Source organism: Gardnerella sp. KA01002 (assembly GCF_049244015.1).
GTDB lineage: Bacteria > Actinomycetota > Actinomycetes > Actinomycetales > Bifidobacteriaceae > Bifidobacterium > Bifidobacterium vaginale.
This window is the reverse complement of the sequence record NZ_CP058365.1, coordinates 700,636-715,218: the sequence shown is the minus strand read 5'-3', so window position 1 is coordinate 715,218 and position 14,583 is coordinate 700,636. Positions and strand designations below refer to the sequence as shown.

Below are 14,583 nucleotides of genomic sequence, written 5' to 3'. Positions count from 1 at the left end.
CGACCGCGACCACACGCGACCTTGTAGATTGTACACGATTTGTCAGACTTAGCGACACAATAAAAATGTTTCTAAATATTAGCGACAGTAGAAAATACGAGACATGACTTCGCGGCATTGACGCATAACAGCCATTAAATCGTTTTCAAAAACGCGACCCTGGTTTGGATCGTATCCAAGATAAGTGGCGATTCCACCCAAAGAATAAGAGTCTGTTGGAAGAACATCCGCGCGCTCCAAGGAACCAGACCACAAGAAGTTCGCATTTCGCACTGCAGAACACATATGCCAGCATTTTTCTAACACATTTGCGTCTTCATCTTCAATCAAATTCAATTCTTTAAGCGCTTTCAATGCTTGCATTGTGCCAACTACGCGCAAGGACTCGTGTTTCCCAGCATATTGCAATTGCAGAAGCTGAACAGTCCACTCAACATCGCTTAAACCACCGCGGCCAAGCTTCAAATGTCTGTCTCTACTAACGCCTCTTGGTAAGCGTTCCGCTTCCATACGCGCTTTAAGCTTACGAATTTCCGCCAATTGAGATTCGCTAAGAGCATCTGGTGAATAGCGCAAGTCGTTTACTACTCCGCTTAGCAGATCATCTGCCAAATCTTTCGACCCTGCAGCAAAACGCGCGCGCAAAAGTGCTTGATTTTCCCACGTACTAGCCCACTTTTGGTAATAATGTTCACACGATTCTAGAGAACGCACAAGCGGACCATCTTTACCTTCTGGTCGCAAATCTAAATCGACCATGATTTTTGGTTCTAAAGTAAGAGGACCTTGCAGAATATTGCGCAATATGTCTACAGTAGTCTGCGCGAAACGGTGAGCAAGATCAGATACGGAATCATATTCAATCTTGCAATCATCACCATTAGACGTCGGCTTATAAACAACCATCATATCCGCATCCGAGCAGAAGTTAACTTCCCTTCCGCCATAACGTCCTAGGGCAATAATGGCAATCGAAGCTTTACTCTCGTCTAAGCCCATTTTTAAAGACGCATCTTTCATAGACCATTGCAGAGCAGCATCAAGTACAGCATCAAACACATCACTCATCGCTTGCATAGAAGTATCATCGTCGATAATCCCGCACATCCAAGCAAGTGCTACTCGCTCAATTTCTTGCCTTCTTAAAGCGCGCAAAAATTGTGCAAAATCCGCAATACTGCTTGAATATCTTGCAACCATTGCTCGCGTTTGCATATCTAGACTTTCTCTGCCTCTAGGTGTAAGAGCCGAATCGTCTCCAAGCCAAGTTATTGACTGTATAGACTTCATCATTGCATCGCCTAAATAACGCGAATCAGACAAAACATGACAAAGCCTGCGAGCTGCGCTAGGAGAATCACGCAAAAATCCAAGATATGTGTTTTTTCCACCAAAACGCTCGGAAAGTCGCCTAAAAGCAAGCAAACCCATGTCGGGATTTTGCCCTTCTCCAAGCCATTTCAACACTGCTGGGAGCAAAATTCTGTGGATTTTAGCAGCGCGTGAAAGTCCATCAGTAAGCGCTTCAACATGCATTTGTGCAGCTTTTGCATCAGCAAAACCGATCGATGCAAAGCGAGCGCGAGCAGCTTCTGCAGACAACACAATAGGATCCGCATCCGTTTGCGCATTGATTGGCAGCATTGGACGGTAGTAAATATCTTTATGCAAGTGCCTAATTTCTCGGCGCGCTTTGTCGAATCGTGCAACAAGCTCTTCTGGCTTAAGTCTAACAGATCTAGCAAGACGCCTGATTTGTTCGTTATTGTTAAGCTCTTCCGCACTAATGCTTCTAGCGCGATCTAATCCACCATTTCCTTGGGCACCTAAATCTGGGAATAAATGAGTGCGTTGCATACTCCACATTTGCTGGCGATGTTCAAGAACACGCTCAAAACGGTAGTGTTCTGCCAAAATTGCAGCTTGCGACCTAGAAACGTATCCTCCAGCAGATAGTGCATTAAGCGCGCCTAAAGTATCTCTAACTCGCAAAGACTTATCTTCACTTCCGTGCACAAGTTGCAGCATTTGAACTGTAAACTCAACATCTCGCAATCCTCCGCGCCCAAGCTTCATGTCTAAATCTCGCTGAGACACAGGGATCAAAGACTCTACTCGCTGTCGCATATGTTGGCAATCTGCAACAAAGTGTTCTCTACCAGACGCTTTCCAAATAAGCGAATCTGCCATTTGTCTATAATCTTTACCTAGCTGCGCATCTCCTGCAGCTGGCCTCGACTTCAGCAATGCTTGAAACTCCCAGCTACTTGCCCACTTTTCGTAGTATTCGTGATGTGATTCCAAGCGCCTAACAAGAGGTCCATCTTTGCCTTCTGGTCTTAGCGCTGTATCAATTTGCCATAATGGTGGCTCCGCACAACCCATAACAACCGATTGACACACTTTTTGCAAAACAAGTGCAATAGAAGACCCAACTCGCAAAGCTTCATCTTGTTTAACGCCATTAGTTGGTTCTACTACATATATTAAGTCAATGTCTGAAACGTAGTTTATTTCTTGCGCTCCCAATTTTCCCATTGCTATTATTGCAAACCTGCAGCAACAAGATCCAGAAACTTGCCCGCGCGCAATCGCAAGCGCAGCTTCAAGAGCCGCATCCGCAGCATCCGAAAGTTTACGACTTATGTCTGGCTGTAATTCTACAGGGTCTGCGCTCGCCAAATCATATGCCATAATTGCGGCAATATGCTGGCGATATCTCGCTCTAAGAGCACAAACAGCTTGTGCAAAAGGCATAGAGCTTATTGGAACAGTGCACGAATTGCAATTCTTTTCGTCATCTTTTTCTTCGTTTACTACTGTTGCACTATAAGATTGAATAGCTTGAAGTAAATCCGAAACACGTTCTTCTAAAGTCATGTGTAGTAAGTGATTTGGGTCATTTGCTGCAGCGTTTATTAAATCGGTGTGCGTTCTCATTAGCATCGCAAATGATTTAGATGCTCCAAGAACTTGCATTAAAGACGCAAGTGGGCTTGTTATTAATGAATTATTCGAGTTCTCCGCAATATTTTCAACAGTTTTTTTCTGAGATTGATATATATCTTTAAACGCTAAAATTGCGTAATCTGGATCTTCTACTCTATTTATGCTTTCTAAGATTTTGAGCACATTAATTGAGTTATTCTCACAATTTTTGCAAATATCTTCTATGGTTTTACGAGCAGATTCTGGACGAGCAAATCCAGCTTTAACTAGAGTTCTGTATGATAAGTCAGTTTCTTTAGCAAAACTTAAATTAAAATCCGCATGCTGTTTTAAATCAGCGCCTAAATTATGATCTAGATCGCTATTACTGCTTTTTTGACTGCTCATAACGCCACTGTACATTGTGGTGCAGTACAACATGATCCTTGCACTGCACCACAAATCTACAAATTTACACTATCTTAGTAAAAAGTGGCTTAACGTTTGACCAAATGCTTCTGGTAACGCCAGGACGATTCATTGTGTACAAGTGTATTCCATCTACGCCTTCCGCAACTAAATCGTTAATCTGTTGAGACGCAAATATGCTTCCAGCGTCTTGCAAGACTTCTGGGTTACTTCCCCATCGCTCAATCATTGCTAAAACTGGCTCACTTATTTTAGAAGAGCACATTTTTGTCATTCGCTTAACTTGATTAGCATTTACAACAGGCATAACTCCAGCTTCAATTGGAACGTTAATGCCAGCTTTTCTAGCTAAATCCCTAAAGTGCAAAAAGTCATCATTATTGTAAAAAAGTTGCGAAATCAAGTGAGTTACTCCAGCATCAACTTTTCGCTTTAGATTATCGATGTCTTCTTGCAAAGTAGCAGCTTCTGGATGTTTTTCTGGGTAGCATGCACCCAAAATAGGCAAATCTGGGCGCTTTGAGTGAATATATGATACTAAATCGCTTGCATGATTAAATACTCCAGCAGCATTCTGATTTTCAATAACGTCTCCGCGCAAAGCTAAAACGCCACTAACGCCTGCCTTATCAAACATATCTAAAGCTTCGTCAACATCGTCATAATCCAAGTATCTTGCTGTTAAGTGAGCAACAGTTTTAATGCCATACTCCGATCGAATAGTGTTGGCGATTCTAGCAGTAGCAGTTCGATCCGAAGATTTTCCAGTTCCATAAGTTACAGATATAAAATCTGGATCCAATCCCCTTAAGCCATCTAAAGTGTCGTAAATCGTACCTATTGGAGATGTTCTTTTAGGCGGAAACACCTCTAGCGAAAACTTTGGTTTGTACGTCATTTTAGACTACCGCCCAATTCGCTTCTAACTTTTTTAGCTGCCGAAACAAGATTTTGCAAGCTAACCCAAGTTTCTGCATTTCCGCGAGTTTTCAAGCCACAATCTGGATTAATCCACAGCTTGTCTGCTGGCATTTTGTGCAAAATCTCGTGAATCCTGTTAACAATCTCATCTTCGCTAGGAACGCGAGGAGAGTGAATATCATAAACACCAGGGCCAGCTTCTGTTTCAAAGTTCGCGTTATGAATAGCGTCCAAAACAACTAGATCTCCGCGCGAAGCTTCAAACGATATCACGTCCGCATCCATTGCATCAATGTCTCGAATAATGTCGTTGAATTCCGAATAGCACATATGAGTGTGGATTTGCGTAGTAGCAGCTACAGCAGAGTGCACAAGACGGAAAGCTGCAATCGCCCAGTCCAAATACTTCTTATGCCAATCCGAACGTCTAAGCGGAAGCTTTTCTCGTAGCGCTGCCTCATCGATTTGAATTACGCGAATTCCAGCACGCTCCAAGTCCAAAACTTCATCTCGAATAGCAAGAGCAAGCTGCTGAGTTTGCTCTTCGTGCGTAATATCTTCGCGAGGCCAAGACCAGTTAAGAATCGTAACAGGCCCCGTTAGCATGCCTTTCATGACATGGTTTGTGCGGCTTTGAGCATACGCACTCCACTCTACTGTGATTGGCTGCGCTCTAGAAACGTCGCTCCAAACGATTGGAGGCTTTACGCATCGAGTTCCATAAGACTGCACCCAAGCGTTTTTTGTAAACTTAAATCCGTGCAAATGCTGGCCGAAGTATTCAACCATGTCGTTTCGCTCAAATTCGCCATGTACAAGAACGTCTAAGCCAATGCGCTCCTGGTGTTCTATGCACTCGTCTATTTGCTTGGCAATAAACGCGTTGTATTCTTCTTTGCTAATTTCGCCTTTTCTATAAAGCGCTCGAATCGATCTTATTTCTTTTGTTTGAGGGAAGGATCCGATAGTTGTTGTAGGCAAATCAGGCAATCCTAATGCTTCTTTTTGTAATTTTTGACGCTCCGCGCGAGATGGCTTTCGCTCAAAATCTTCTGGCTTAAGACTTGCGATTCGCGCTTTAACATTTTCGTCTACTTTTACTCTAGACCCATCGAATAATGCCTGATTTTGCGCTAATTCCTCGCTATTTTTAAGCTCATCATCATTCAAAACGCAAAGCTTAGCGATTTCGCTTACTTCCTTCAACTTTTCTACAGCAAACGCAAAATGCTTTAATACGTCTTCGCCAAGCTCTTCTCCATCCGTACTAAATGGAACATGCAAAAGCGAGCATGCAGTGGAAACAGCTATGCGATTAGTAACGTTTTTTTGCAAAGCATCTAGCAAGCCAAGGCTTTGCGCGTAATCATTTTTCCAAATGTTTCTGCCGTTTACAACTCCTGCAAAAATAGTTGTTTTCTCGTTTACTCCATATTTTTGCAAAGCTTCAAGGTTTTCTTCTTTGCCTTCTACAAAATCTAAGCCAATTGCATCAAATGCCAAATCGTTTAGTGTTTTGTACGAGTCTAAAATATTGCCAAAATAAGTGTTAAGCAAAATTTTAACGTTTTCAGCATTATCCGCGCTTTCAAATCTGCTTTGAAGAATCGGATTATATAAGTCGCTAAAAATCCTTAAATCTCCATCTTCTTTATCTAAGCACAAGTATGGTTCGTCGAATTGCAACCATTTTGCTCCAAGACTTGCAAATCGTTTTACAATATCGCAATACGCGTTTGCTAATGCTTCAATCGTCTCTTTGTTTGCTTCTAATTCTTGTGCTTGCGGGGTGCGCGCTAGTTTTAAGAAGGTGTATGGTCCAATCAACACTGGTTTTGTTTCAATTCCGAGTGCTTTTGCTTCATTGAACTCGTCGAATGGTTTTGTGCCAGCTAAATGCAAATCTTGCGGATTTTCTACTTCGGGAACAATGTAGTGGTAGTTGGTTGTGAACCACTTTTTCATTGGAAGCGCTGTTACGTCTCCGCGTTCACCTTGATATCCGCGTGCGATTGCAAAAAGCGTATCTTCTGCATTTTCAAACTCTAGATTCTTGTACCGTTCTGGCACTGCACCAAGCAAGATTGCTGTGTCTAGCATTTGATCGTAATAGCTAAAATCATTACTTGGTATAAGTTCTATTCCAGATTCTGTTTGGATTTTCCAATGCTTTTTGCGCAAATCTTTTGCAACTTGTCTTACTTCTTCTAGAGTTGTGTCTTTTTTCCAATAGCGTTCAATAACTTTTTTAAGCTCGCGATTTGCGCCGATTCGTGGGAATCCCTGTACGGACGTAAGAACAGTATGCATATATCCTCCAAATAATTAACAACCTGATTCAGCCTAGCAAACATTTGGCTTAATGAGGTCATTAGCTATTTGGGGGTGTCGTTATAACCTAAACTTATATGCAGATTTATGCAGATGATTCGTGTGGATTTTATGCAAATTTTATAAGGATTTTATGCAAATTTATGCGTATTTTACTATTCAAAATCCTTTGGGGTTATAATTCCCAACGCTTTAGCTCCTCGCAAACCGCAAGATGCAAAAGGTACGTCGGATACTAAAACAATAATCGAAGCATTAGCTAATCCGAGTCGCATTGTTCCTAATATATCAGGATCTGAATCTGGAGAAGAAAGCCATTGCGCAGCCATCGACATTGTTGGCTCATGACCAATAATCATTGTTATTCTAGAATCGCTCCTAATCGCACAAAGCTCATCCATTACAGACTGCATTCCGCCATCATATAAGCTTTTTCTTGACGCTACTATTGGAGAATCTCCGAACTTTTTAAGCATTTTGTGCATCGTTTGTTCGGTGCGATTTGCACTTGAACAAATAATGTAGTCTGGAACAAGCTTTAGAGATTGCAAACCTTTTGCCATGATTTTTGCTTGTTTTAAACCTTTATCGCTAAGGTCCCTTCCCCAATCGTCTCCCATTGTTGGCGGCTGTGCTTTTGCGTGGCGCATTAGTAGCAGCACATATTTTGCGTGCTTTACTTTTTTAACGATTTTTTTGATTGACGCCGCCATTTTAATCTCCTCAGTCTTCAGTTAAGCCTTATCAGGCTTTGGATTTGAGTTAGGTAATTGTGCGATTTGCAAATCTAAATCTCTAAGGACTTTTCTAAGCTTTCTATCGGATATATCTCTAAGAGACAAGTCTTCTAACTGTTCTGCGCGCTCTTCGGGAGTTAAGTCATCAATATCGCTAACAGTATCTTTTGTAGCACGATCGCGCTTTTTTAACGCATTAAATCCTTGCGCCATTGCGCGCGAAATAACCAGAAAACCAGTATGACCTATCATTGCGTGATCTGGTCTAACTGCTAAATCTTGTGCTTTCCAAGTTCTTTCTAACGTTTCTTGAATCTCTGGTTCTGTCCAAACTCCCGAAGCCCGCAAACTTTGTGCCATTCTAGACATTTGCGTTGTGGTTGTTACGTACGCAACCAATACTCCACCTGGAGCAATAACTCTATAAGCCTGTTCAAGCCTGTTCCAAGGATCAAGCATGTCTAGCATAATGCGATCAAAATAGCCTTCTGGAAGAGACTTTGCTACTGAGTCAAAATCTCCAGTTAAAAGATTCCACCATTCTGGTTTTTCGCCATAGTAAATTGTTGCGTTTAGTTGCGCGATTCTAGCAAAATCAGGTCTAAGCTCTATTGTTGTAAGCTCACCACTTTGACCAACAGCGTCTAAAAGACTTAAGCTCATTGCACCAGAGCCTGCTCCCGACTCTAAAACACGCATTCCAGAGCGAATATCTCCTAAAGAAATCACTTGTGCAATATCTTTTGGATACATGATTTGAGCGCCTCTTGGCATAGATAAAACGTAATCCGCCAATCGCGGACGCATAACTACATAATCCCATCCGCCTATTGCGCGTGCTGCCATCCATGGCTTGTTTGATTCTTTAGATGCGTCAAGCTGCTTATTGCTACGCTCAAAATCACGTTTTGTGCTAACTGTTGTTACTACAACACCTTGAGTTTTGCCAATAACATCGTCGTGCAAAATAATGCCGTGTTCGGTTTGTGTAACTCCGCCTTTAGTAAGCTGTGCTGTGATTCGCTTGCCTTTTCTATCGGTGAATTGGATTTTTTCACCAACTTGCAAAACTCCTCTACGTGCATAGCTTTCGTACACAAAACACCTCACTTATCTTCAGAACGACTTTTACTATTATAAGCTAACGGTTGTAAGTGGCATTGCTGAATCGATTGCAAAATCTGGAGCAGACGGACGAACGCCTGCTTCCACCAAATTTACACCAAGCATTGCCACCATTGCTCCGTTATCTGTGCAAAGCTTAAGCTCTGGCAAACGAACTTCGATTCCATGCTCTTTGCCTTGCTCTAAAAGATGTTCTCTAAGTTGCGAGTTTGCAGAGAATCCGCCACCAATCAACAAAGTTTTTGAACCGTATTGCTCGCAGCCCATCATAGCTTTGCGAGAAAGAACATCCGCAACAGAGTTTGCTAAAGATGCGCAAACGTCGTCAACTGGTATTTCTAAGCCTTGTGCTTGTCGAGCTTCCACCCAACGCGCAACAGCTGTTTTTACTCCCGAAAAACTAAAGTCGTAAGGATGCTCTTTGCCAGAACGACCTTGCGTAAGTCCTTGCGGAACCTTCAACGTATTTGGATCCCCAAGGCGCCCGTGCCTGTCAATATGCGGGCCTCCTGGGTAAGGGAATCCAAGCAATCTAGCTACTTTATCAAAGCATTCGCCAGCTGCATCATCTAATGTTGTTCCAACAACATCTATACTGCGCGCAATGTTATTAACATGCAAAAGAGAAGTGTGACCACCCGAAACTATAAGCGCTAGAACGTCTTTAGGCACATCGCCGAATTGCAATTGCGTTACTGCAATGTGTCCAATAACGTGGTTTATTCCATAAATCGGCTTTTTTGCTGCACTTGCTAGTGCTTTAGCGCCCGAAACACCAACAGCTAAGCATCCTGCTAATCCCGGACCTGCACTTACTGCTATAGCGTCAATATCGCTTAAATCCATATTTGCATCTGCTAATGCTTTTGAAACAACTGGCACGAATGCTTCTGCATGCGCGCGCGATGCGATTTCTGGTATAACACCGCCATATCGTGCGTGTTCTTGCATAGAGGACGCTACAACGTTAGAAACTAATGTTCTTCCTTTAACGATTGCGGCTGCTGTTTCATCGCAAGTTGATTCAATGCCTAAAACTATTGGCTCGCTTGTTTTATTCATTGTTTCACTCATTGTTTTTCCTCACTTTTAGCGCTGTTATAAGCTTCGCTAGATTCTTCTAAATTTTCTAAATTTTCTAAATTTTCTAAATCGTCTAAGTCGTCTAAGTCGTCTATTTGTGCGCACATTGTATATGCGTCTATTCCTTCTGGCATATAGTATCTTTTTCTTAATCCCATTTTTGTAAAACCGAATTTTTCATACAGTTTTAGCGCTGGATTGTTATTTACCCTAACTTCTAAAAGCATTCGTTTTGCGCCTATTGATTTTGCATTTTCAATCATAGTTTTTAGAAGATTGCTTGCAATTCCTCGCTTTTGATATTCTTTTGCAACACCTATTGTCATTATTTGAGCGTCGTCGCCATCAAACCAAAATCCCGCATACCCAGCTACCGTATTTGTGTTTAGATCAACATCTGCATAATACGCGCGCATTGGTGCTTGTAACTCTTGCAAAATCATGTTCTTGTTCCAGCATCCTGGTCCAAACAAGTCTGCTTCGATTTTTGCAATTTGAGAAACTATTGCTTCATATTTTGCATAATCAATTTTCTCTATTGCGCAGCTTTGACTATTTGATGCACAAGCTGGATATTTTGAGCGAGTTATGTCTACAATCATATGTGTACTTCGCTTGAATCCTATTTTTCCGCCACTTTTGTAGCAGCGCCAGATCCCAAAACGTGCTTCAACGGGTTTGGAACAGATACGTCTGGTCTTCTTAAATAAAGCGGTTCAATAACGTCTTTTTGACTTGCGCACAGCTTAAATATCTCTAATCCTTTTACGCCTAAATCAAGAGCACTCGCCTCTGTAATTAAGCATATATTCCCGATTTTCTTCCAATCTTCAGCGTATTTTTTAGCACCATGGCCTGCAACGCAAACGCAATAATCGCAAATATTATTTGATTCAAAATATTGATTTACTCTTTCAACAATATTTGCAGGATAATCAATGTCCATTTCTATTACTGCACAACCACTATCGTCATATAAACTCATATAAACTTGGCGTCTTCTAGCGTCATTTAACGAAAGAACATACGTGTGTTTAGCTACGCAAGATTCATTATTTTCGACTATTTCACTATTAGAGATAACGCCATCTTTAAGCGATTCTTCAAAAGCGCCAGAACGAATCATTAAACTTTGTGGAAGCAAACTGTTGCATCCTAGAATCTTTGCGTTATTCGCAAAAGCAATCGCCTTAGCTGCAACCAACCCAGCTCTTAAACCTGTAAAAGGAGCAGGGCCTACTCCAACTACAATCTCGTCTATTTGATTAAGCTCTAGACCAGCATTTTTTACTGCAAAATCAATGTTTACTTGCAACTTTTCAACATGTGTACGCGAATCCGTTTCCACTATTGGCTTATAACCTACAACTCCAACTGTTGAACCATATGACGTATCTATAATCAGCGTATTGCTCATTTTTGTTCCTTAAATTAACCAACCAATTTAGCTTACTCTTAATCAAGAATTTTTAAGCGATCGCACCAGTCTCCTCCGACTGGAACAAGCGTTACAACGCGCTTACCTTCACTTGTAAACTCATTTGACTTTTCTTTATCAATCGGTCTATCAATATGAATTTCAAGACGAACATCAGCAAGAACACCAGCCATCTGTTCTCCCCACTCCATAAGCACAACAGTTCCCTCTCCTGGTTCTTCCAATGCTTCATCTAAACCTAAAGATTCAAGCTCATCTAAAAGCCTAGAAACAGTGTCTTGCCCTGGAGCATAATCTTTTCCACCAAGCCTATAAGCATCTACATGAATAAGATTCGCAACTTTTCCATCAGAAAATGTGCCTTTTAGCTCTCTAGCAATAGTAAAAGTCGGGGAAACTATCGGATCTTTTATTCCCAAGCCCTGTCCAAAACCTTGCGCGAACGTTGTTTTTCCAGCACCAAGTGGACCAGAAAGCAAAATAACATCTGTCTCATGCACTATTTTTGCAATAGTTTTTCCAAGATCTCGCATACACGAATCAGTTGGAATTACTAGCTTTTTGATATTATGATTTTCCAAAATCACACACTTTCATATTAGACTTTTAACGCTCTATGTTTTAACACTTTATGCTTTTAAAATTTTCACATTAACGCCCACGACAAGCAATCATGCTAATGCATTTTTCTAAAGCGTAATCAGCATCACTTGTTCCGCCTTTGCATTGCTCATCTGCCCACGCTAAACATTTAAAACACTTACGAATCCCATCATCATTCCATCCACCTAAATCCCTCATAGCCATTTTTAACGCCCAAGGGTTAACTTTTGCTTGAGCATTAGAAATTTCCCCGTTTTTAACAGCTATAGCCTTTGTAATTATTCGCATTTTTGCAGCCAAAGCCCCAATCAATGCTATAGCATCAACGCCTTGTAAAATCGCTCTTCTTGATGCAAGAATAGCTTGAGCATAGTTACCTTCTGCAGCTTTATCTGCTACAAAAAATCCAGTTACTTGCGGATCCGATATTAAATATTGGTCAACTATTTTTAGTGTGATTGGGTTATCTTCAAAATCAAAGCACAATTGAGAACAAAGAGCCGCCAACTGGTCGGTTTTCCCGCCTAAGACTTCTGTTATGCGTCCAGCTGCTGCAGGCTCTATACTACGATTTTGCCTTTCAAAAAGACTTAGCACAAAATTCAATCTTGCATCATCTTTTTTAAGATCTGGTACAGTTATTTTACTTGCTCCAGCTTTTTCAAGTTTTGTAACAATTGACTTTCCTTTAACACCTCCTTCGTGGCGCGCAATAACCCAGCAATCATTGTTATTAGATTTAGATTCTCTAGTACAAAACTCTATTATCGCTTCAACTAAATCTTCATTAGCTTGTTCAAGATTATTAATAACAACAATTGTTCCGCTAGAAAAAAGTGATGGTCCTGTAGCAGTTATAAAAGCATATTTATCGGCATTTAATGCGTCTAAATTTATAACATCTGCATCTGGGTAGTAGCCTAATATGCGAGTTTTTAAGTCGCGCGCGTTTAGATCATTTAAATACGCATCACCGCCAACTACAACTGTAAATGGCGCAAATTTTTTTAACGCTTGCATACGTACTCCTTAAGAATATTTATATTCTCACGATTTAACTAACGCGAATATCCTTGTTTTTATTTAATCCGCTTAATTTTGCACGCCTATTAATTGTACAAACTATATAAAACTTAAAACACTTAATCATTCAAAAAGTTTTGTTGAATCATTTATAAGCTGCTTAAAACGATTTGACTTAACTTGTAAAAATATCCTTAAACTATTATATGATTCACTTTTTCTAAAATATTTATTTATGATAAGTACTAATAAAAAGATAGCGAATTCAGCGCACGCGATTAGCCACGCACCTAAAGATCCATTAACCCAAGGTATTGTTCCAATTTGTAAATCTCCCAAATACCATGCGCAATTTGCCATAATGTTTGTTCCAAAAGATGAAATTGTGGCAAAAATCAGAGAAATAGAATAACTCCAATTAGCGCATATAAGCGAAAGCAGACCAAATATTGTTGCAAAATCAACAAAAGGTGCAACAATTAAATTCGCTATAACAGATATAAAAGATACTTGCGGTTGCATTAATATTTGTACAGGAAGCGTAAAACACTGTGCACACAACGTTATGCTTAATGCGCTTGCAAGACTAGACGGCATATATCTTAAAAAGATTCTTCTTAAAGACATTCCACAAACAATTATTCCAAAAGTTGCGCAAACAGAAAGAGCAAACGAATAATCCCATGCATATTTTGGACAAATAAAAAGAACACTTATAACAGTTATACTTAAAGCACTAGCAGACTGGTATTGTCTAGAAAACATTAATGCCCCGGCAGAAATTAAACCCATTATAAGCGCTCTAAGAACAGATGCCGACGGATACACAATACACGATAAAAGAATATGACCACAAGCTTCAAATATTGCGCTCACTACTCTTGGCAAAAGCAAAAAAGCACATGTCTTACGAATAACGCAAGATAAAAGCAAAAAATGTCCTCCAGAAACCGCCATAAGGTGCATTATTCCAGCTATTTTGAATCTTTGTTTCATAGTATTCGCATAAGTGCTATCGATACTAACTTTTCGTAAATCTTCTACATCACTTAAATGCTCTTGTCCCAAAAGTCCTACAGTAAGACCAGGAACAAGCATTTGACCCTGTTCATCTAAAGAACTAGTCACATTGTAAAATTCTTTCCACAATGTATTTAGTAATCTCTTAAAAAGATTAGCTTTTTCAATAACTTCTACTTTATATAATTTCGTTTTATCTGTTTTGTTTGCTTTAGGAACTTGAATTTCTATCGCATGAGAGTCAAATTTTGAAATCGAAATTTTTCCAAAACTACTTATCTTGTATCCGTAGTTCATTATTTTGCAATCTGGATTAAAAGCGTAAAGTTTGGCAGACACAAAGCTTTTACTCCTACTAATAACTTTTTCTTTATCCATAATTTCAATCTGTTTTACATTCACGTTTAATACGCAATCCCCCTTAAAGGATTGCGATACTCTTGGAGGAGACGTTATATCCATAAGCAATCTGATGGATTGAACATCGTTTTTTCTATTAAATTTATATTCTGTATCACTTTGCTTTAGATCTTTAATAGCATTAAAAACAGGGTCCATATGTTCTATGTTTAGAATAATTGAACACATTATAAAAGCTGCTAGAAACGTACAAAAACTTGTTAAAAAAGCATGCTTGTATCCTATTATTTTTAATTTTTTAATTAACTCATAAAACTTTGATTTTATGCGACTTTTGTAATCAGTTGTATTCTTTAAGCGGCACGTAAAAATGCAATTTCCCATTGAAAAAATAGTATAAAAGCACAAAAGAGCAAATGATAATATTGCGATTATCATACAGAAAAAATCTTGTTGTGAATCAACTATAAATCGAGCGAATAAGCAACCAAACCATACGCTAAACGCAATAGGAACAAGCCTAAAATCTTTGTTTCCATTTTCAAGATCCCAATATAATTCTTTCATTTTCCAACCTTAAAAATC

11 protein-coding genes are annotated in these 14,583 nt (G+C 39.9%); all 11 read right to left on the bottom strand.

The genetic code is table 11. The features are described 5' to 3' along the window. Positions 1–78: 78 nt before the first annotated feature. Positions 79–3,351 carry a bifunctional [glutamine synthetase] adenylyltransferase/[glutamine synthetase]-adenylyl-L-tyrosine phosphorylase gene (locus tag HXT60_RS02755; RefSeq protein ID WP_410313111.1) on the bottom strand — a complete coding sequence of 1,091 codons (3,273 nt, stop codon included), beginning with the start codon at positions 3,349–3,351 and terminating at the stop codon, positions 79–81. Positions 3,352–3,400: 49 nt separating this feature from the next. Next, entirely contained in the window at positions 3,401–4,255 is an 855-nt protein-coding gene (metF, locus tag HXT60_RS02750; RefSeq protein WP_004111779.1) for a methylenetetrahydrofolate reductase [NAD(P)H], read from the bottom strand. Further along, the gene (metE, locus tag HXT60_RS02745) at positions 4,252–6,588 is read right to left on the bottom strand and encodes a 5-methyltetrahydropteroyltriglutamate--homocysteine S-methyltransferase (protein ID WP_116437794.1); all 2,337 of its coding nucleotides are present in this window, start codon (positions 6,586–6,588) and stop codon (positions 4,252–4,254) included. The genes metF and metE overlap by 4 nt, the downstream gene beginning before the upstream one ends. A gap of 176 nt (positions 6,589–6,764) precedes the next feature. Then, positions 6,765–7,322 carry a SixA phosphatase family protein gene (locus HXT60_RS02740; protein WP_004117220.1) on the bottom strand — a complete coding sequence of 186 codons (558 nt, stop codon included), beginning with the start codon at positions 7,320–7,322 and terminating at the stop codon, positions 6,765–6,767. 21 nt (positions 7,323–7,343) lie between these two features. Further along, positions 7,344–8,444 carry a tRNA (adenine-N1)-methyltransferase gene (locus tag HXT60_RS02735; RefSeq protein ID WP_004111782.1) on the bottom strand — a complete coding sequence of 367 codons (1,101 nt, stop codon included), beginning with the start codon at positions 8,442–8,444 and terminating at the stop codon, positions 7,344–7,346. A gap of 36 nt (positions 8,445–8,480) precedes the next feature. Then, positions 8,481–9,545: a tRNA (adenosine(37)-N6)-threonylcarbamoyltransferase complex transferase subunit TsaD gene (gene tsaD / locus HXT60_RS02730; protein ID WP_004111783.1), complete on the bottom strand. Its 1,065-nt coding sequence runs from the start codon at positions 9,543–9,545 to the stop codon at positions 8,481–8,483. Further along, positions 9,542–10,156, bottom strand: a complete 615-nt coding sequence (gene rimI / locus HXT60_RS02725; protein ID WP_116437795.1) for a ribosomal protein S18-alanine N-acetyltransferase — start codon at positions 10,154–10,156, stop codon at positions 9,542–9,544. Before rimI ends, tsaD begins: the two co-directional genes overlap by 4 nt. Positions 10,157–10,176: 20 nt before the next feature. After that, positions 10,177–10,971, bottom strand: coding sequence for a tRNA (adenosine(37)-N6)-threonylcarbamoyltransferase complex dimerization subunit type 1 TsaB (tsaB, locus tag HXT60_RS02720; protein WP_004117227.1), 795 nt, complete (start codon positions 10,969–10,971; stop codon positions 10,177–10,179). Between the two features lie 38 nt (positions 10,972–11,009). Further along, positions 11,010–11,525, bottom strand: coding sequence for a tRNA (adenosine(37)-N6)-threonylcarbamoyltransferase complex ATPase subunit type 1 TsaE (gene tsaE / locus HXT60_RS02715; RefSeq protein WP_020760277.1), 516 nt, complete (start codon positions 11,523–11,525; stop codon positions 11,010–11,012). Positions 11,526–11,643: 118 nt separating this feature from the next. Next, on the bottom strand, positions 11,644–12,615 hold the full coding sequence (gene holA, locus HXT60_RS02710; protein WP_116439865.1) for a DNA polymerase III subunit delta: 972 nt from the start codon (positions 12,613–12,615) through the stop codon (positions 11,644–11,646). 126 nt (positions 12,616–12,741) lie between these two features. Beyond that, complete coding sequence (locus HXT60_RS02705; RefSeq protein WP_246979131.1) at positions 12,742–14,565, bottom strand: ComEC/Rec2 family competence protein; 1,824 nt, start codon at positions 14,563–14,565, stop codon at positions 12,742–12,744. Positions 14,566–14,583: the final 18 nt, after the last annotated feature.

Excerpts from the sequence above, each read along its gene's own strand:
- HXT60_RS02755 (WP_410313111.1), bottom strand. The coding sequence starts at position 3,351 with ATGTACAGTGGCGTTATGAGCAGTCAAAAAAGCAGTAATAGCGATCTA.
- metF (WP_004111779.1), bottom strand. The coding sequence starts at position 4,255 with ATGACGTACAAACCAAAGTTTTCGCTAGAGGTGTTTCCGCCTAAAAGA.
- metE (WP_116437794.1), bottom strand. The coding sequence starts at position 6,588 with ATGCATACTGTTCTTACGTCCGTACAGGGATTCCCACGAATCGGCGCA.
- HXT60_RS02740 (WP_004117220.1), bottom strand. The coding sequence starts at position 7,322 with ATGGCGGCGTCAATCAAAAAAATCGTTAAAAAAGTAAAGCACGCAAAA.
- tsaD (WP_004111783.1), bottom strand. The coding sequence starts at position 9,545 with ATGAGTGAAACAATGAATAAAACAAGCGAGCCAATAGTTTTAGGCATT.
- rimI (WP_116437795.1), bottom strand. The coding sequence starts at position 10,156 with ATGATTGTAGACATAACTCGCTCAAAATATCCAGCTTGTGCATCAAAT.
- tsaB (WP_004117227.1), bottom strand. The coding sequence starts at position 10,971 with ATGAGCAATACGCTGATTATAGATACGTCATATGGTTCAACAGTTGGA.
- tsaE (WP_020760277.1), bottom strand. The coding sequence starts at position 11,525 with ATGCGAGATCTTGGAAAAACTATTGCAAAAATAGTGCATGAGACAGAT.
- holA (WP_116439865.1), bottom strand. The coding sequence starts at position 12,615 with ATGCAAGCGTTAAAAAAATTTGCGCCATTTACAGTTGTAGTTGGCGGT.
- HXT60_RS02705 (WP_246979131.1), bottom strand. The coding sequence starts at position 14,565 with ATGAAAGAATTATATTGGGATCTTGAAAATGGAAACAAAGATTTTAGG.